The following is a 19565-nucleotide window of genomic DNA, read 5'->3' on the forward strand; positions in this document are numbered from 1 at the left end:
GGGGGCACGTGTTTCACATTCTGTTAATTTCACATACCGTATATACATATAGCCAAACACGTGTTCTTATGTTATGCTACCGGAGGAATCTAACGACCAGGAGCCGTGCCCGATGACAATTTATGAATACTTAAAACGTACGAACGAATATAGTGAAGTTCTTCAGAAAGTAATTGAAAGAACGAGTGACAAACTTATGATGGAGAGCACGTCTCATCAACGACCAGGAATGTTGCTCGGGAAAATCCAATCAGGTAAAACGAGGGCATTTATCGGTGTAATCGGTCGGAGCTTTGATCAAGGGATGGACGTGGCTATAATCTTTACAAAAGCGTCCAATGCGCTTGCCAAGCAAACGTATGAACGGTTGTCTAAAGAGTACGCACATCTAATTGAAAGAGATCAGGTACGGGTGTTTGATATTATGCGCATGCCACCGAACCTTCGAAACTACGACCTCTCTAAAAAACTCATTTTTATCGTAAAGAAAGAAACGAAGAATATGGATCGCATTCAAGAGGCGATGTTCACTACTTATCCGAGTCTTTCAGAGCGGAATGTGTTGTTTGTAGACGACGAGGCAGATCTTGCCAGTGTCTCGTATGAGCGGGATGAGCGCAAAAATGTGACCGATGTGCGAGTCATCTCTCTAAAGATTGATCAATTGCGAAAGAAGTGCCCGGTGTCTGCGTATCTCCAAGTGACCGCGACACCGTATTCATTATATTTACAACCGGATGAACGAAAAATCCATGACCATAAAGTTTTTGCCCCGGTACGACCCGCGTTCACCGAACTCGTCCCTACGTTCAAACAATACGTAGGCGGAGAAACATTTTTTGAAAGTGAACATGCTGATCGTTACTTCCAAGAGATTCAAGAAGCAGAACTTACGGCACTGAAAAAACAAGACCTGCGAAGGGTTAAAAAAGAAACATTGCTTACGAGTCGAAATGTGGCCGGACTTCGGCAAGCCTTTCTCCATTTTTTAGTCGGGGCAACGATACGTAGAATTCAACAGAAAAACAAAGGCGAAAAGCCACAGAAATATGCGTTTATGATGCACACAGAACGAGGCAAGGCGGCGCATGTTTGGCAAGCAACCATTGTCCAACATATTGAGAATCAGCTGCACAAACTCATCGATGAGGAGCCACGCAAGTGGCAAGAACTTGTCCAAGCATCATTTGAAAATGTGAAAGAAACGCTCATTGGCGACATTCCTAGTTTACAAACGGTGATCACAGATGTACAAAAAGCTTTGCAAGACGAGTATGTACTCACCTCGGTTGTGAATTCGGAACAAGACGTATCTTTATTACTTGACCACACCGGACAGCTTCGTCTTTCATCCCCAATGAACATCTTTATCGGCGGTCAAATTCTTGACCGAGGCGTCACGATTAATCAACTGATTGGCTTTTATTATGGAAGAAATCCGAACCGTTACCAACAAGATACCGTTCTTCAACATTCAAGGCTTTACGGAGCGAGAGATCCTGAAGACGTATCCGTGACGAGGTTTTATACGTCGAGAAACATTTACGAAATGATGAAACGAGTGCATGAATTTGATCAAGCACTGCGCGTGTCGATCGAATCAGGAGGAGACGATCAGCAAGTTATATTCATCCAAAAAGATGACGAAAACAAAATTATTCCATGCAGCCCGAATAAATTGCTGCTGTCCGATCTAAATGTCATCAAGCCTCATAAGCGCTTTTTACCTGTTGGGTTTCAGACAGGCTATAAAACCCATTTGAAAAAATCAATCGACTGGCTCGATCAACAGCTCGTGCACGTACAGCAACCCGAGCGTCTTCCCATCAACATTGTCGAGAAGCTTATCGACGAAATTGGACACACGATTCATATGCAGCCAGGATTTTCCTGGGACCCAGATGAACAAAAGGCATTACTTCGGCACATGAGCACTGGTCACGTATGGGTAATTGTACGGAAAAACAGGAACATACGGCGTTTTGATTCAGAAGGAAATGTTGAAGATGCGCCAGACACTCCGAGTGGTCACAACAGTGAACTTGGTACAGCAAAGCGTTTGGCGCAAACAGAACCTGCCATTATACTATTGCGACAAAACGGAGAGAAGCAACATGGTTGGATGGGCACACCATTTTGGTGGCCAATCATCGTCGCTCCGCTAAACAGTCAAACAGCCGTATTTGCCAAAAAAACGAAAGAAAGCGAGAGACCTTAAAGGATCTCTCGCTTCTACTCTTCCAACAGTCGGTAGTCGATAATTTCTTCGTTTTCTTCATCGACCAACCGTAATCGCTCAGCCCCGAAATCCAGAGCGGTGAGCTGTAATGCTTTGAAAAATGCATTCTCATCTTCGTCGTTCCAGCTTTCTGGATCCGTCACCGCGTAATGGACTTGAGCGGTGCCTTCATCGTCCGTCCAAGCGTCATGGATTGTAACGAGGTTTGAAATGCCTGGCTGGAAATGTTCTTCGTGAGCCGTGACGGTCTGCATCGCTTCGAGTGTCTCATTGAAGTCTTGATTCTCATCAATGTCTTCTATATCGGCAATGCGTGCAAATGTTGAATCACCGTCTTGTTCGTAGACGTAATACCCTAGATTCGGAGTGACTTCAACGTCTTCTGCTTCCATTTCTGCAAGTTCCCCAAACATCGCCCCAGGTTCTCCGTCCTCAAAAAAGAACAACGTCTCGATGCCATACATATCCGCTGTATAGTGCAACTTATCTAAAAAGATGGCACTTTCGGTAGAAGCCATACTCATGGGACCATCAAACGAGAAGTATAACAAAGCATTTCCTTCATCCATACTCGTTTCATCAATTGCCGAAAAAATGTCATTTTGGGTCGTGTCACTTTGTTGTAATGACAGTAAAAATTGATCCGCTCGAGCAATTTCTTCCTCTGTACGCTCAATGTCTACCATCATAACTTCATTAGAAACATTATCTAGAAAATTTACATCTGTGTGAAGAAGAAAAGGAGCATCAACGAACATTTCATCGTGAATCGGTCCGGCTTCTTGTTCGGATTCTGAATGATCAGCATCTTCTATTTCAATTTCTTCCACTTCAGTATCTTCATTTTCCAGATCTTCTTGTTGTTCTGGTTCAGGCTCAATATCAACGGCTTCTTCATTCTGGATTGGTTCGTTCGTTTCGTCAGAACAAGCAGCCATCATGAGAAATGGTACGATTGGAACGACAAACGTCAGCCTCTTTCTCATCCAATGAACGCCTCCTTCAGAAGCTTCTTTTGGTAGATATTCCCCAACATGTAGGGGGTGAAACGTGGACACCTCTTGTTCTTGGTGATATGTTTTATTTACTTAAAGGGTAGGTGAGGAGATCAAAATGAAAAGAAGTCGAATACAAACAGCACGGGGGACGTTTGAAGTGTATACAGAGGGAAAGGGGCAGCCGATCGCGGTTACTCACCTCTATCAATCGTTTCGAGGGAATGGGGATTTCTTTGTCCGAAAATTATGTGAATATTATCGAGTTATTCTCATCAACCTGCGTGGGTGTCACGAATCACCGTCGATTAACGATCGGGAAGAGTATAGCATGGAGACGGCCATTCAAGATCTTGAAGCGATTCGAACTGCATTTGAATATTCAGCTTGGGCTTTTGCGGGCACGTCTGCTGGTGGCATGCTTGCGCTCCAATATGCAGCGGAAAAACCATCCAGCCTCACAAAGATTATCGCCGGGGGTCTAACGCCGTCGTTTGCTTATTTAGATGATGAAGATAGCATTTATAGCACACGTAACCCTCATGCGAGTACGATTAAGGAAATCATGGAAAATTTAAAAACCGCAACGGATATAGAAGAGAGGCAAGCCCTTCACAAAACGTGGACAGAGTTTTCTCTTTATAATAAAGAAACGTACCATACGATGATGGCACGTCCGAAAGATGGTGGAATTCACCATGAGAGGCTTCAATATTTTATTGAAACCGTAAAGAAGTTTGATGTTCGTCCAGCGCTTCCAACGGTTAAAGTGCTAGCGTATTTATTTTCAGGTCGCTATGATACGCAATGCCCACACCGTCATACGAAAGAAGCTTCACATCTGCTTGCGAACGCTCAGTTGACTACCTTTGAAAATAGTGGTCACTTTCCATTCATTGAAGAAGAACGGGCTTTCCAGCAATTTCTCGAGCAAACGATCTAATCAAAGCTCATAATCACAATCTCACCGGTGTAGGCATCAATTTCCATGTCTACTTCCCCTTGGCTCGTTTCTAATTCGATTTCATAATACACACGTCCATCTTCTCGTTCGAGCTCAAGGTCATCAACATACCCGTTTTCCACTTCAGCTAGAGCAATTTCTTCAGCTCGTTCAGGGCTAATTAATACATCTTCATTCTTTTCGGTTTCCTGATCATTAGGGGATTCCAGCTCGATCGCTTCGGATTGCTCTAAGTGAAGCATATCACCGCTCGTGGCATCAATAACCGCATCGTAAGTGCCATGACGGTTCTCAATCTCAACTTCATAACGCGGGTCATTGTTTTCGTGAGTGAGTTCAATTGTTTGTACAGTGCCAGGATACATTGATTCGATTGTTCTTGTAACTTCTTGCTCTTCAATTATTGTGTTGTTTGCGTTTGCGGTGAAAAGTGAAATCAAGGTTGCACTTCCAGCAATGACTGCCAAACAACTTGTAATGATCAATAGTTTCTTCACGCCGCTCATCCTTTCATTGGGAGAGTAACTGTAAATGTCGTCTGTTCACGGGGGACGCTATCCACTCCAATCGTACCATTATGCAATGAGACGAGTTTTGAAGCAATCGCCAAACCGAGCCCGCTTCCGCCGCCTGCTCGTGAGCGTGACTTTTCAATTCGATAAAAACGATCAAAGATTTTCGTTTGTTCAGATGGGGTAATGCCGTTACCGTAATCCGTTACAGTGAGTTCGACGTTTGTCCCCGCCTTGACCACTTGAACATCAACGTGATCTTCACTATATTTAAAAGCATTATCTAAAAGAATATAAGTGAGTTGTTGCAGCATTTGTTCGTCGGCATTCGCAATCAGTAACTCGTCGCTAGACGAAAAGCGAACATCACGTTCTGTCGCTACTTCCATCGCCAGAACCGAGTGTTGCACAACCGTTACTACGTTAATGTCCGCTTTATTCACCGTGAGGTGCTCTTCATCTTTTACGAGTAACAATAACTGTTCAGCCAATTGTTTCATTCTTGTACTTTCTGAAGTAATCGCTTCAATCGCCTCATCGAGCATATCTGGTTTTGTTTTCCCCCAACGTTTTAGCATAGAGGCATAACCATCAATAATCGTTAGCGGAGTTCGGAGTTCATGAGAAGCATCTGAGACGAATTGATCTTGCTTCTCAAATTGCACACGCAAACGTTCGATCATTGCATTAAACCCGTCAATCAATTGTTGGAGTTCATCGCGTCTTCTGCGTTTTTCATCAATTGTTTGCAAACTTCCTTTTTCCTGAATCGAGTTCATCCGATGAATTAATGAATGAATCGGGCGGAGAATAATCGCGCCAAGCAACCAACCGCCAAGGATGGCTGGAATTAGGGCAAGCAGTGAGGCGACAACTAAAATCAGCCCAAGTAACGCCATATTTTCTTCCATGCCGACGAGACGCTCTGAAACTTCAAGCGTCACGATCGTGCCATCTTCCCAAACAATCGGTGTGTATACAAATGCGAAGCGCTCGTCTTCATCCGTCATTTGTGTATTTGCTTCGTGTTGGTTTGTGTAACGGGTTGGAAACTGGAGAAAGCGTTGCTCACGCGTGATGGTCGTTACGGTTTCATCGTTCTGATTAATAATTCGTACCATCCCATCATTTGGCACGTACGTTTCACTGAGTATTTGTTGGACGGGAAGATCATTCTCAATCGCCGAGCTTACAAGCTCAGCAATGGATTCGGATTGACCTTGAACGCGCTCCAATTCAGATTCAGCACTAATTGTCTCATATACGTGATAAACGATCGTATTCGTCAAGGCGACAAAAAGTACAAGTGTAATCGCTGCTGCAACTTGTAACTTCGTTCTTAATTTCATACGGAAGCCTTTTTCAAGACATAGCCGATGCCTCGAACCGTATGAATTAATGGTGAGTGATCGGCATCTATTTTTTTGCGTAAATACCGAATGTAGACGTCCACAACATTCGTATCTCCATAATAATCATACCCCCATACGGTTTGAATGAGTTGTTCCCTCTCTAATACTTGCCCTTGATTTGCGAGTAAGTATTGGAGCAGATCAAACTCTCTGCGGGTAAGTTCAATATGAGTGTCTTCGCGGTACACCTCACGGGTTCTTGGATCGAGCCGAAGGCCCTCAAACTCAAGCACAGCGTTCTCCTTTTGTTCCTCAGAAGTTGGTTGGCTTCGTAATTGAACGCGAATGCGGGCGAGCAGTTCTTCCGTTTCAAATGGTTTCGAAAGATAATCGTTGGCACCAAGATCTAAGCCGCTCACTCGATCGGGTACTTCATTTCTAGCTGTGAGCATGATGATTGGCGTCGTCGAGTTAAGACGACGGTATCGACGTAATACTTCTAAGCCACTTAAACCCGGCAACATCACATCAAGTAAGATAAGATCCCAGTTCCCATTTATCGCCATGTCCAGCCCAGATTCCCCGTCATATATAGCTTCTGCCTCGTAACCTTCGTGCATCAGTTCTAGTGTTAAGAGCCTTGCTAATCGTTTTTCATCTTCAATGACTAGAATGTTCATCTCGGTATCCTCCTACCACTGAGCGAAAGTTCAAAATCACTCACACTTATCTTCTAAGATAAATGTGAGTGAATGAGCTCTCCTTTGAAGTCATTATATCCGATTAGGCTCTAGACGAACATCAATCATATTCAATATCGATGATCTCACCGGTTTGGGCATTAATCGTTACGTCTGTATCGTGAGAAAGTTCGATTTCATATTCTAAACCACCGCGGTCACGCTCAAGCGTTACTTCCTCAACAACGCCATCCACTTCGTTCATCGCAATGTCAATCGCCTCGCGCACTTCAATATAATCAGAATGCAAGAACAAATCATCACTTAAAGAATTTTGTGGTTGTTCTTCAACTTCAACGTTCGTCGGTTCACTCGTCGTCGTCGTAGGGGTCGGTGTGTCTGCATTTGCTGAATACAGAGACATTCCGACTGCCGAAATTGTTAGAGCACCGACACAGCTTGTTGCAATGAGTAGTTTTTTCATTTTTTATTCCTCCTAAGATTTTGTATAGGTTCATCTTAGCCAACAAAAATAATAGAAGGATGAGAGAAACATTAGAATTTGATGAGAAAATTTCGCAGTGAAAATTATATAGTAAAGAGGCGGGAGTAGCATGTGAAAAAGCCAGGCACGTATGTTTTTTCATTTCGCGCCTGGCTCGATGGAAACAATAGCTGTCTACTGTTTTGGAGCGTTTTATTGCTCCAAGGCTTTTGTGATCTTCTCAACATACCGCTCTTCTTCAGGGGACCAAAAGCTCGGGAAACGAAAATCATCCGCCTCATCCGACGCTAGCACGCGCTCTAGCTCGTCCGCATACGCTTCCCATTCCTCTTTCGGCACAGGCTGCATCATCAGCTCAGTCAATCGAATCGGGATTTGTTGTGCTCGCTTAGATTCAGGCGCCACCTTGTCTTTCATTAATTGTTTCACATCAGACAGGATGAGTAGCAATTCACGGTTTACATGTGCACGCTCTTGTTCAGTCATGGCAGTGTATGTGGTCACAACCTCCTCAGACAAGTGCTCCCTCATCCATTCCAGCCGCTCTTCTTCGTGCTCCATCTCTTGAAGTAACGCACTGACCATCGTCCACGTGACTTCGGTTCCTTCGCCTAAAAGTGAATGCACGTGTTCAACAGCAGAAACGGCTCGGTCAATCTCGCTTCGTTTTTCGAGTAACATTTGCTTTTGCGTTGGCAACGACGTAAGCCAAGCTTCTATTGATTGATTCCCAGCATGCAAATACCGTTTAATTTCTTGAAGAGAGTACCCAACAAATTTTAACGATTGAATCTGTTGAAGCTCGGCTAGTTGTTGTAAGCCATAAACCCGATGGCCGCTAGCATTTCGCTTCTCAGGAAGTAACACTTCCAATTCCTCATAAAAGCGCAGCGTCCTCGCCGACACTCCTGTTCTTTTGCTGAATTCTCGAATGGAATACATGACGTATCGCCTCCTTAACTAAAGCGTAACCGCTTCCGTAACGGAAAGCGCAAGAGAAAATGTATTTCTTTCTTAAAAAGTAAAAAGTTTATATGTTCAACTTTAGATTTTCCTTATTTGCGCTGTTCGTACTTGATTTCCAACGTCTTTCTATGACCTGAGAACCGGTCGAAGTTCTTCATAGGCGCTCAAGGTAGCTAAAAACGTTTTTGATTCCAAAGCGCTCGATCTGCTTCCAAACAGACGCTTTATGGAAGCAGATCGAGCGCTTTACAGAATATGAACGACAGTCTACTTCCAAAGCCTTCTTCATTCCCTCAATCATTTTTTCAAGTTTGGGTCACACGCTTTACGGAGAACAAGGTCGCGTGGTACAAAATCTCAAAACAATCCTTAGCCTAAAAATCGAGTGGAATTCTAAATTGCACCATATATAGTTCTAGCGTATTAATTAGAATTTGAGTAACGTATGAAATCACATATCGTACTTCGACGAGCAGAGTTGATCGTGACGGTTAATGGAATCGCATCTCCATCTTTCCTGAAGGAAAGATTACGTGAATCCAAGACTAAGTGATGTATCGTGCACCAAGCGCGGCTTGCTCTTGCTGCTTTTTCGGTCAATAGAAGTTTATGCTCATCAGGAATTAATCCCGTGGTAAGGGTAAACAGCTAATCTTAAAGCGTGTTCTAAAGCTTGAACATCAGGCATGTTTCGTTCTTTCGCGATGTGAATGACCTTATCGATATCGTACTCAATTCTTCTTATTTGAACATTGCATTGATTTTTCTCGATATCGATGAGGGCGTATGAAGCACGGTTATCTCGGTCAAACGAGAAGCCAGCGCTTCCAGGATTTACAATCATCCCATTTGAAGAATTACGCACAAAAGAATGATGAACGTGTCCAAACAGAGAAAGATTTGTTTTGTTTGAAGTACTTAAACGGTCTAATTCATCTAAAGATGCCCACGGGTATACGATGTCATGAATGGATGTTGGCGTCGCATGAAAAACTTCAGTCTGAGTGTCATTAAAATCAAACGTCTCATGTGTAGGTAGTTGGGTTAGCCAGTTAATTTCATCTATCGACAGAAACGTACGATCATATTCAATTGCCCGCATGCTGATTTGTTGTTTCATATTTTTAGGGACCCAGCCTGGATAAGGAAACCAACTAAACAAATCTTCAACATTTCCCCCAATCGTGATTAACGGATTGAGAGACTCTACAATTTCGATGCACTCACTAGGTTGTGGTCCGCGAAATACAATGTCTCCTAAACAGATTACAGCATCAGGACTTTGATGCAAAATATCTTGAGCGACTTTCTCTAAGGCTACGGCATTTCCATGTGAATCTCCAAAAACGGCTAGTCTCATAATATTCCACCTAAAGCGAATTTTTCTATACGATCTATTAACATTGTATAATTTCGGATTATTTTTTGAAAGGAAGGGATTGGTCATTGTCATATTCATCTTGTCTTGCATTACATAGCAACTAAATAAAGCTAAGACTGTTAAATTACTAAATTTAAGAAGCGTAAACGAGAATTTTTCTCAAAAATAAGAAATTGTGAGGGATACACAGGTATTATTGTGCAATATTTTTTGGCACAAATATTGCTTATTAATTAAATGAAAGCGCTTACTAAGAAAGGTGGAGGTTACGAATGGAACGGGTAGCTTTAATTACGGGAGCAGGGGGACCAATGGGAAGGGCGATCTCGAAACGATTCTTTGATGAAAAGGTGAACGTCGTACTCACCGATATTTCTGAGAAACGGCTCGATCAAACAGTGGAAGCGTTAGGAGAAGATGCAAATCAAATACTGGCAATACGGGGAAATATGTTAGATTCTGATGATGTGAAGCGTGTGACAGGAGCGGCCTATGAACACTTCGGGCACATTGATATTTTGATTAATGTCGTTGGTGGTATTCGTGCGAAGAAAATGGACGAGTCAATTCTCGATATGAATTACAAAAGATGGACAGAAACATTTGACTTAAATGTGAAGGGGAGTGTGTTAGCGATTCAACAAGTTGTTCCACAAATGTTAGAGAGAAAGCACGGGAAGATCGTTAATATTTCCTCTATCAACTTTGCTGGAGAAGCGATGTTTGCAGACTATGGGGCTGCTAAAGCAGCGGTCGCTTCTTTTACGAAGACGGCAGCAATCGAATTTAGCCCGTATATTAATGTGAACTGCATTGCTCCTGCATTAATAGAAACGAGTGTGCTCGATCGTATGGATGAGAAAATGCTCAATGAATATAGGGAGAGAACGTTATTAAAACGGTTTGGGAAAGCAGAAGACATTGCCAATGCAGCTTATTTTCTCGCTAGTGACCAGGCTGATTATATTACTGGGGAAATTTTGTCTGTTTCAGGTGGAGTTACACCACATTTGTAAAAGGCTAATGGGGAGCGGGGACACGTGATGAATCTTGAAGTTTTTGCGATTTTTCTAGCGCTAGGCTTACTAATCTTTTTAGCACTTAGAGGGTTTAGTATCATTGTTATCGCTCCAGTTGCGAGTGTTGTTGTCATTGTGTTAACGGGAATGCCGTTGTTGGAATCACTTCAAGAGACGTACATGAGCGGATTTATTAATTTCACGAAAAACTTCTTCTTCATATTCTTGTTTGCCGCTATGTTCGGTAAAGTAATGGAAGATAGCGGTGCTGCGGCGGTGATGGCAAGGGGAATTCTACGAATCATTGGTAAGAACAGCAAAATGCGAGTGCTTTTAGCGATCGTAGCCATTTCCGCGGCATTAACGTATGGCGGCATCGCTGTTCATGTAGTGATCTTTGCCATGCTACCGATTGCAAAACCACTATTTAAAGAACTTGATATTCCGTGGCATCTGTTCATTGCTGCTTTCTTTTTTGGAGCTGCAACGTTCACGATGACAATGCTTCCTGGAGCGCCATCTGTACCAAACATTATTCCGACGGAATATTTAGGTACAACCGTGATGGCGGCACCTTTAATTGGCATTGTGGTTGCCATTGCTACAATATTTTTAAATAGTGTTTATTTGAGGTATGCGTTGAGAAAGTCCGAAAAACGTGGAGAGACATACCGCAACATGAAGAATCTAGAGAGGGTAGAGGATGATCAAAAAGCGACAATTAAAAGTAAAGAGCCCCATTTTATCGTCGCCATTCTCCCTCCGATCGTATTGCTCGTTCTATTAAACATCTTTCAAGTCGAGATTATATTTGCTTTAGTCATCTCTGTTGTGAGCGGCATCGTGATGTTTTGGAAGTTTTTAGATCAGAAAATTAAGACGATTAATACAGGTGCGACAAACACCGTGTTGCCAATTGTGAATACGAGTGCAGATGTTGGGTTTGGAGCAGTCATTGCTGCGTCCGCAGGCTTTGCTATTATTACAGAATGGCTAACGACGATGCCGGGAAGTCCGTTAATTTCTTTATACTTAGCCACTACAATTCTTGCAGGAATTACTGGCTCAGCATCAGGTGGTCTGGCGATCGCAATGGAAGCATTATCTGAAACGTTCATGCAGCTTGGCCTTGATCCTGACATTGTTCACCGTGTTGCCACAATAGCTGCAGGAGGGTTTGATGCATTACCTCACAACGGAGGGGTCATTACGTTTTTAGTTGTTGCAGGTTTAACTCACAAAGATGCATACAAGCATATTTTTGCTACAGGAATTGTTGGGCCTGTACTTGCTACAATACCTGCGCTCGCTTTAGCCATCCTCCTCTACTAGATTCATTAATACATGGTACGATAGATGAAAATGTAGTGGAGTGGATAAGTGTGGAGTACATTGATGTGTTTGATAAACAGCTGCAACACCAAGGGGTTGCCTCCCGACGTGACATTCATGAGCAAGGCTTATGGCATCAGACGTTTCATTGTTGGTTCACAACGATGTTAAACGGTGAGGTGTACGTGTTGTTTCAAAAACGTTCGCCGGGCAAAGAAGATTATCCTGGGTTTCTAGATATTAGTGCAGCAGGCCATTTAGAAGCAGGAGAGTCTCCGAAAGATGGCGTGCGAGAAATTAAAGAAGAGCTTGGCCTCAAGTTGGACTTCAGCGAGCTCACATCAATTGGCGTGTTACACGTCGAAGCCCCACTCGCTGGCGGGCGTTTCGACCGGGAGCACTGTCACGTTTATGTAAAACAGCTCGATCCAGTCGAGAGAGACAACATTCAGTTTGACGCAGAAGAAGTGGAAGGGGTCGAGTGGATTTCATTACAGCAATGTGTGGACCTATTCATTGATGGAAATGCAACATCCGAACGATTTGTGCCTCATCCGAATGAATATTATGAGAAAATTGTCGAAGCCTTGGTGAAATTGTCATAATCACCGAGGCTTTTTATGAATTTTTATTTTAAAATACTTTCGCTAATTGACAGCTTATATCGCAATGCTATACTTGAGCTAAGCTTTTGTATTTAGCTACTTTCTTGAATATGCAACGTATTTGCGGTTTCAGGATGCTCATCATTAAGGGTCTCTAATTTCTTCAAAACGCTTCTTGTAGAGTAGTACGCCAAGGTACCTCCAGTCGCCAAGATAAAGAGAAGCAAGAACTGTAAGCTAATGAAAGAAACGATGGCAATTGTAACAATGAGCAACAACGATTGGAGCGGTTTGTAAAAGATTAACCAAAAGGCTCGTTGCACGTTTGACGTTAGCGCAGTTGGTCTAACGTGCGATGCAATCGGTAGGAAATGGGCGAGAAACAACGTGAAAAGAACGATTGCAGTGACGGTTAGTGCTAACAAGTATACCGACCATGTCGTATTAACTGAAGTGAAAGCGACTACATAGTAAAACAAACTAAACGCCGTCATTAAAAACGGCAAACCGTACACGTTTGCTTTCCAAAAGTACTGCTTGATCGTTTTAACGAACGGGTAGATGGCTCGATTGTCACTGTCAACGATCATCGCACGAGAAGCTCGAAATAACGCAAACGTACAAGGCAGAAATAGGACGATTGTGAAAAGGCTCGCGACCCATATAAGATTAATAAAGACAATAAAAGATAAGAAATCAGCAACTCGATAAAACTTAGAATCTAAAAATGACATGGTTCATAATCTCCTTCTTATAGGCTCTCGTTTTATCATAGCAGGATTCTGATTATTTTAAAGACTCAATCTCAGGAGGGGTTTATATTCGTTACTTTATGGGTGTGGACGGTGGAGGCACGAAAACAACTGCCTGGGTTGTTGATCAGTCCGGGAAAAGAGTAGGTGAGGGGCGAGCTGGGGGCTCAAACTACCAAACGAATCCCGAAGCGTTTGCAGAAATTCAGAGGGCTGTCTCTCAAGCTTGTGAGGCGGCCAAGATTGACAGCCATCAACTAACACACACGTGTTTCGGGTTGGCTGGAGCAGATCGTTCTGAAGACATCACTCAAATTACGACGAATTTGCAAGAAAAGCACTCATCAACGTTTCATGTCGTCTGTGATACAGAAATCGCTTTACAAGCAGGCAGTGCAACAGGAAAAGGAATCGTCATCGTGTGCGGCACAGCTGTGAATGCTTTTGCCGTCGATTCATTCCATGAGCTTCATTATTTAGGCGGGCATGGGTATGCCTTTGGTGATTATGGGGGTGGATTGGAGTTATCTACAGAAGTGTTTCGGACAGTCATTCGAGCATGGGACAAGCGGGAGAAGCCGACATTACTAACAGCGCTCGTTTTAGAGCAGCTCGGTTACGACTCCGTTGAAGCGATGTATGAAGCATGTATACGTTACCCTAAAACGGTCCCCAAAGACTTGGCACCTTTACTTTTTATCGCAGAAGAACAAGGAGACGAAGCCGCCAGTCAAATTCTTCATTGGCAAGCGGATGAGTTTGTAAAAACGGTCAGGGTGCTGATCGATGCGGGTGAGTATCGACCGCCAGATCAACAAATCATATTGGCCGGGTCGTTGCTAACAAAATCCAGTACGAAAGCGCTTCGACGCCTGATAAGAGAGAAGCTTATGAAAGAAGGAATTGACTTTCGTGTTTTACCACTCGTCGATGAGCCAGTTAGTGGAGCGGTTCAGATGGCGATGAACTATAAACCAATGAAATGAGGGAATTCAATGAATTACAAATGGTCGTTAGCAGGTTGGGTTGGCATTGCTGTCATCTTAACGGGGTGTGGCGGTGAGAGTGAAGAAGAGGCGGCTACAGAAAGTGAAGATGGAGAAGTTGTTCTTGAATTGTTCAGTTGGAGAAATGGAGAAACCGAAGAATTTAATCGTATTAATGAAGAGTTTCAACAGGAGCATCCGAACATTACAATTGACTTTCAACCGACAACAGCGCCTGAATATGATACAGCGCTTAACACGCAGTTAAGCACTGAAACAGCTGCTGACCTCTTTTTTGTCAGGCCGTTTGCACTCGGTGAGAACATTTATAATGCAGGGCATTTGGAAGTGTTAGACGAAAATGACATTCCGAATATAGCGAATATTACGGAATCTCAACTAGGTATTTATCAAGCTGAAAATGAGGATTTGTACGGCATTCCGTTTAATTATGTCTCGTACGGATTTTTGTACAATGAAGATATGTTTGAAGAGTTCGGGTTGGAAGAGCCCGAGACGTGGGATGAATTCTTTGAAGTGCTCGAAGCAATTGAAAATGAAGGGGTGACGCCACTCGCGATTGGTACAGCTGATGATTGGGTCGTCGATGAAATTATTGCGAACGGCTTTTATTCTAGTTTCGTCGGTGGAGAAGAGTGGCGAGAAGGGTTAATTGCAGGTGAGCATGAGCTTACTGATCCAGAATATGTAGATTTTTTAGAGAATCTTACGAACTGGGCCCCTTATATGCCTGATAATATGTCTGGCATTGGGTACATTGATGCGATGCAAATGTTCATGGCTGAAAATGCGGCAATTTGGGTGACGGGATCGTGGGCATTAACAGATCTTGCTGGTGAACCGATTGATTTTACGATGAACATGTTCCAAGCACCGATGGCTGAAGGCGAAGACACGAGATGGGTGTCAATGAACGGTGGCGCTGCGATCGGCATTAACCAAGATTCTGAACATGTTGAAGAAGCGAAACTGTTCTTAGATTGGCTCGTCTCCGAAGATGCGCAAGGGCTGCTTGCAGATTTATTGCCCGGGCAATTTCCAGTCGGGGATGTTCCTGTTGATGAACTTGAAGATCCCGTAAATCAAAAGTGGCTTGAAGCAGGGGGAAGTGCCGATGAGAACTATGCGGTAGGCGTAGGGTTTGATGTGTTTAATAGTGGAGAACCCGCAATGTCTACATTGCATATTGAGAATATCGGTCCTTTATTGCAAGGAGACATTACACCTGAAGAAGCTGCAGAACGAATGCAAGAAGGGTTAAGTTCCTGGTACGAACCGATGCAATAGCGATAAGTGAGACGATGCCCAGTCGACAAGCATGTGAATAGTGTTTGCTGTGGCATCGTTTTCTTATGAACGAACCAAGATCGACCAATTAATCATAAAGAGGATGGAGTCGCCATGAGATTTAGAAAACGTGTGCTGCTATTTCTTGTACCGGCATTTGTCATCTACTCAGCGTTCATGTTAATTCCGTTACTTATGTCGATGCGAGTTGCCTTGTATGAGTATACCGGTATTGGAGACATGACTTTCATCGGACTTGATAACTTCCAAAGGCTGTTATTTGAATCCCCATACGCTGACCGGTTTATTAATGCGATTACGAATACGTTAGAATTTTTCCTTTATACGATGGTGTTTCAAAATGTGACTGCACTGCTTTTAGCGTTGGCATTAACGAGAGGATTGAAGCTGACTGGACTGTTTCGGACGATTATCTTTATTCCTGTAACAATTTCCATACTTATGATTGGGTTTATTTGGACATTAATATTGAATCCAAACATCGGGGTACTTAATCAGTTTCTAGAAGTGATTGGCTTAGAGGCGTGGGCAACTGCTTGGCTTGGTAATGAAGCGACTGCTCTTCCGACGGTGGCAGTCGTTAACGCTTGGCAATACACAGGCTTGATGGTCATGTTGTTTATTGCCGGCATTCAAAGCATTCCAGAAGACCGTTTCGAGGCCGCGCGTCTTGATGGGGCGAAAGGTTGGAACATCTTTCGACATATTATTTTTCCCGCGATCATACCGATTGTTGGTATCGTGACGATTATGACGTTGATGGGGGTTTTTAATCAGTTTGATCTTATTTATGCGATGGTCGGTTCAACAGGCGGCCCGAATTATGCCGTCGACTTACTCGGAACCCTCTTCTATCGAACCGCTTTTGGTGGTGTAGGTGGTCAAGTGCCGCAAATGGGGCTAGGGGCTGCTATTGCTACGATGACGTTTTTTATGATCTCTACGTTTGTCATCGGCATGCTCTATATTAATCATCGAAGAAAGCGGGGGGAAATGTGATGGTACAAGGAAAAAATGCGAAGTTAATGAACGTATTCGTGTACGCCTTGTTATGCGTAGCGTCGTTCATCGTCATCTACCCGTTATTTCTCATGATCGTGACGTCGTTTAAAACGAACATGGAAGTGCTCGTCAATCCATTCGGGCTTCCAGCTGGATTGAACTTGGAAGGGTATCGAACGGTTTTTGAACTTGGTGGTTTCTTTACGTATTTTAGAAACAGTATCGTCGTGACGGGCATCTCGCTCTTTCTCATGCTGCTTGTCGCTATTATGGCGAGTTATCCGCTTTCAAGATACAAGTTCTTCGGCAACCGTTGGATCTATTTTTACTTTATTATCGGTGCGATGTTGCCGACCCGTTTGGCGACGGTGAATATTTTTGAAGTGATTAGCACACTCGGGATGTTTGACACGTTGTTTGCACTCATTGCGATCTATACAGCGATGACCATTCCGATTGCTGTCTTTATTCTGACTGGGTTTATGGCTGAGTTTCCAAGCGAGCTAGAGGAGTCAGCGCGGATGGACGGTGCTGGAGATTCTAGAATTCTCTTTTCCATCTGGGTGCCGTTGCTCCGACCTGCGATTGCCACGGTCGCGATCTACAATTTTATACCGATATGGAATGAGTTCTTTTTCCCACTCGTGTTTATTAATAGTGATCAGTGGGCGACGTTGCCGCTTGGAATCTCGCAGTTCTTCGGTCAATATCAATCCGATTGGCCAACAGCGTTTGCTGCTCTAACAGTTGCTGTTGTTCCGCCGCTGTTGTTCTATCTTTTTGCATCCAAACATTTTATCCGTGGTCTCACAGCAGGGGCGATTAAAGGATAGCCAAACATTTGAAAGGAGGTGACTTGTGTGGACATCGTGAGAACATACAAAAATCCTATGAAGTAAAGAAAGGTGATGAAGATGAAAAAATGGTCTTGGTTCGTATTCGTAGCTGCATTTCTTTTGTTCTTTGTAACGCCCGCGTTGGAACATACAGAAGGTAAGAAAGACGAGACAGTCATTCCAGGTGTGGAAGTGTTCCTAGATGAACATTTAGACTGGGTAAAAGACCAAAGGGTTGGTCTTGTGACGAATATGACAGGGGTTGACCGGAATCTTGACAGTACTGCCGACCTTTTCTATGAGCATGAGGATATTAATATGACGGCGATGTACGGCCCTGAACATGGTATTCGCGGCAATGTAGAAGCGGGTGAATATATTGAGTCTTATATTGATGAACGCACCGGATTGCCTGTGTACAGCTTGTATGGACCTACGTGGAAACCGACCGAAGACATGCTAGAAGATGTCGATGTACTCGTTTTTGATATTCAAGATATCGGCTCTAACGTGTATACGTATATTTATACGCTCGGCTTTGTGATGGAAGCGGCTGCAGAAGAACGCATGCCTGTCATTGTCCTTGACCGACCGAATGCAATTGGCGGAGAGAGAGTTGAGGGACCGCTTCGAACAGCTGATACGGTGAGCTTTATGGGAAGATATTTGTTGCCGGTTCGGCACGGGATGACCGCTGGTGAGTTAGCGGTTATGTGGAATCATGAGCACGCTTTAGGTGTTGATTTGCGTGTGGCTGAGATGAAAGGCTGGGAACGTGATATGCACTTTGAGGATACAGGATTACCTTGGGTGATGACGTCTCCAAATATTCCAACACCGGATTCCGCCACGCTTTATACTGGAACAATTCTCGTTGCAAATTCGAACCTTTCTGAAGGGTTAGGTACGACTCGGCCCTTTGAACTTGTCGGGGCCCCGTGGATTAATGCGGAGGATTTAACCGAAGAGATGCGTTCAAGAGACATTCCTGGCGTTCAATTTAGACCAACGTATTACACGCCAATGTTTGGTGTATATGAAGGAGAACTAATTGGTGGTGTTCAAGTCCATATTGAAGACGAACAGCAGATTGATGTAGTAGAATTAGGATTAGAATTAGCCACTGCCATGCGTGATCAAGATCCTGAAAAGTATGAAGTGAATGACAACTATAATGAACTCATCGGTTCTACTGAAGTAAGAGACCTTTTACGCTCAGGTGCTAACGTGGAAGAAATGAAGGCAACGTGGGAAGACGATTTGAATGATTGGGTTGAAAATGTTCGTAATCAATACTTGTTGTACGGACCTTACCCTGAAGGTGTAAACAAGTATGAGCGCCAAATGGTACTAGGAATTTTGCCATTAGACCTGAATCTTGCAGTCGGAGAGGAGTCTCCAATTTCTGTGCACGCGGTCGACCGCAGAGGCCGGTCATTTACCCCGCACTGGCGTTTGGTTGACTGGGCGATTGACGAAGAGGTTGCCACGATTAATCGAAATAAGATCACAGGTGTAGGTGAAGGTGTGACGAGTGCGAGTGCTTCGTTTCTGAGGCAAGAGACGAGTCGAGATGTTGTTGTCGCTCAAAATATCATCGAAAACATTCGTTTTGGAGTACAATCAGGATATACACGTGTCGTGTTTGACTTAAATAAAACGATCCGGCCAAACATAGACACCGGCGGTGGAGAGATAACGATCGAAATTCCATATGCAGCACTTGGGGAGCGACTCGTTGACGGCGAAGGGATTATAACCCCACCGGACAATCCAATTCTAGACCAAGTAGAATATGGAATCGAAGACGGTACGTTCGTCGCAAAATTGCAAACAAATCAAGAAGATGTAAAGTACGAAACACCAGGCTATTCTAATCGTATTGTTATTGATTTATTTCATTAACAGCTAGATAAGTTGAACTAAAGAATCTCATTGAATCAGATGACCGAGATGGGTATTTGCGGGTGAGTGCTTGCATATTGCGTGGTGAAAAATTCATCTCGTTGCCAATCGTTGTTCGTCACTGCAAGGGTTGGGGGCAACACGAAAAACGTTTGCCGAAGATTAAAAAGTCGTGACCGAGGCTCACCACCTGGTGCAAGCATGT

General features: G+C 43.6%; 18 protein-coding genes. 10 read left to right on the forward strand and 8 right to left on the reverse strand.

The genetic code is table 11. From position 1 onward, the window contains the following. Nucleotides 1-112: 112 nt before the first annotated feature. On the forward strand, nt 113-2218 hold the full coding sequence (locus ACE1TF_RS11040; RefSeq protein ID WP_375016717.1) for a Z1 domain-containing protein: 2106 nt from the start codon (nt 113-115) through the stop codon (nt 2216-2218). A gap of 14 nt (nt 2219-2232) precedes the next feature. On the opposite strand, the gene ACE1TF_RS11045 is transcribed toward ACE1TF_RS11040, so the two are convergent. After that, nucleotides 2233-3225, reverse strand: a complete 993-nt coding sequence (locus tag ACE1TF_RS11045; RefSeq protein ID WP_375016719.1) for a hypothetical protein — start codon at nt 3223-3225, stop codon at nt 2233-2235. A 127-nt stretch (nt 3226-3352) separates the two neighbouring features. On the opposite strand from ACE1TF_RS11045, the gene ACE1TF_RS11050 reads away from it, so the two are divergent. Further along, nucleotides 3353-4177 (forward strand): alpha/beta fold hydrolase, encoded by an 825-nt coding sequence (locus tag ACE1TF_RS11050; protein ID WP_375016721.1) that lies wholly within the window; start codon nt 3353-3355, stop codon nt 4175-4177. On the opposite strand, the gene ACE1TF_RS11055 is transcribed toward ACE1TF_RS11050, so the two are convergent. From ACE1TF_RS11055 to ACE1TF_RS11080, 6 genes are all read right to left on the reverse strand, one after another. Next, the gene (locus ACE1TF_RS11055; RefSeq protein ID WP_375016724.1) at nt 4174-4695 is read right to left on the reverse strand and encodes a PepSY domain-containing protein; all 522 of its coding nucleotides are present in this window, start codon (nt 4693-4695) and stop codon (nt 4174-4176) included. The genes ACE1TF_RS11050 and ACE1TF_RS11055 overlap by 4 nt on opposite strands. A gap of 5 nt (nt 4696-4700) precedes the next feature. Continuing rightward, on the reverse strand, nt 4701-6059 hold the full coding sequence (locus tag ACE1TF_RS11060) for a sensor histidine kinase (protein WP_375016726.1): 1359 nt from the start codon (nt 6057-6059) through the stop codon (nt 4701-4703). Then, complete coding sequence (locus tag ACE1TF_RS11065) at nt 6056-6742, reverse strand: response regulator transcription factor (RefSeq protein WP_375016728.1); 687 nt, start codon at nt 6740-6742, stop codon at nt 6056-6058. The genes ACE1TF_RS11060 and ACE1TF_RS11065 overlap by 4 nt, the downstream gene beginning before the upstream one ends. A gap of 121 nt (nt 6743-6863) precedes the next feature. Further along, nucleotides 6864-7226, reverse strand: coding sequence for a PepSY domain-containing protein (locus ACE1TF_RS11070; RefSeq protein WP_375016730.1), 363 nt, complete (start codon nt 7224-7226; stop codon nt 6864-6866). A gap of 213 nt (nt 7227-7439) precedes the next feature. Further along, complete coding sequence (locus tag ACE1TF_RS11075) at nt 7440-8189, reverse strand: MerR family transcriptional regulator (protein WP_375016732.1); 750 nt, start codon at nt 8187-8189, stop codon at nt 7440-7442. A gap of 640 nt (nt 8190-8829) precedes the next feature. Next, nucleotides 8830-9573, reverse strand: coding sequence for a metallophosphoesterase family protein (locus ACE1TF_RS11080; RefSeq protein WP_375016734.1), 744 nt, complete (start codon nt 9571-9573; stop codon nt 8830-8832). A 293-nt stretch (nt 9574-9866) separates the two neighbouring features. On the opposite strand from ACE1TF_RS11080, the gene ACE1TF_RS11085 reads away from it, so the two are divergent. From ACE1TF_RS11085 to ACE1TF_RS11095, 3 genes are read left to right on the forward strand one after another with little or no spacing between them, the layout of a single operon-like run. Beyond that, nucleotides 9867-10610 (forward strand): SDR family NAD(P)-dependent oxidoreductase, encoded by a 744-nt coding sequence (locus tag ACE1TF_RS11085; protein WP_375016736.1) that lies wholly within the window; start codon nt 9867-9869, stop codon nt 10608-10610. A gap of 27 nt (nt 10611-10637) precedes the next feature. Beyond that, nucleotides 10638-11945, forward strand: coding sequence for a GntP family permease (locus ACE1TF_RS11090; protein ID WP_375016738.1), 1308 nt, complete (start codon nt 10638-10640; stop codon nt 11943-11945). 50 nt (nt 11946-11995) lie between these two features. Beyond that, nucleotides 11996-12550 carry an NUDIX hydrolase gene (locus ACE1TF_RS11095; protein WP_375016740.1) on the forward strand — a complete coding sequence of 185 codons (555 nt, stop codon included), beginning with the start codon at nt 11996-11998 and terminating at the stop codon, nt 12548-12550. Between the two features lie 92 nt (nt 12551-12642). Here the strand turns inward: ACE1TF_RS11095 and ACE1TF_RS11100 are convergent, their stop codons facing one another. Next, nucleotides 12643-13284, reverse strand: a complete 642-nt coding sequence (locus ACE1TF_RS11100; protein WP_375016742.1) for a DUF624 domain-containing protein — start codon at nt 13282-13284, stop codon at nt 12643-12645. Between the two features lie 98 nt (nt 13285-13382). Between ACE1TF_RS11100 and ACE1TF_RS11105 the strand changes: the two genes are divergently transcribed. The 5 genes from ACE1TF_RS11105 to ACE1TF_RS11125 all read left to right on the forward strand — a co-directional run bounded on the left by ACE1TF_RS11105 (nt 13383) and on the right by ACE1TF_RS11125 (nt 19360). Next, nucleotides 13383-14288 (forward strand): N-acetylglucosamine kinase, encoded by a 906-nt coding sequence (locus tag ACE1TF_RS11105; protein ID WP_375016744.1) that lies wholly within the window; start codon nt 13383-13385, stop codon nt 14286-14288. Between the two features lie 9 nt (nt 14289-14297). Next, on the forward strand, nt 14298-15596 hold the full coding sequence (locus ACE1TF_RS11110; RefSeq protein WP_375016746.1) for an ABC transporter substrate-binding protein: 1299 nt from the start codon (nt 14298-14300) through the stop codon (nt 15594-15596). Between the two features lie 114 nt (nt 15597-15710). Then, on the forward strand, nt 15711-16616 hold the full coding sequence (locus tag ACE1TF_RS11115; protein WP_375016748.1) for a carbohydrate ABC transporter permease: 906 nt from the start codon (nt 15711-15713) through the stop codon (nt 16614-16616). After that, complete coding sequence (locus tag ACE1TF_RS11120; RefSeq protein WP_042400223.1) at nt 16616-17452, forward strand: carbohydrate ABC transporter permease; 837 nt, start codon at nt 16616-16618, stop codon at nt 17450-17452. Before ACE1TF_RS11115 ends, ACE1TF_RS11120 begins: the two co-directional genes overlap by 1 nt. Nucleotides 17453-17533: 81 nt before the next feature. Then, nucleotides 17534-19360, forward strand: coding sequence for an exo-beta-N-acetylmuramidase NamZ family protein (locus tag ACE1TF_RS11125; protein WP_375016750.1), 1827 nt, complete (start codon nt 17534-17536; stop codon nt 19358-19360). Nucleotides 19361-19565: the final 205 nt, after the last annotated feature.

Origin of the sequence: Geomicrobium sp. JSM 1781026 (assembly GCF_041949955.1) — a bacterium.
In the GTDB taxonomy this organism is placed as follows: Bacteria; Bacillota; Bacilli; order Bacillales; family Marinococcaceae; genus Geomicrobium_A.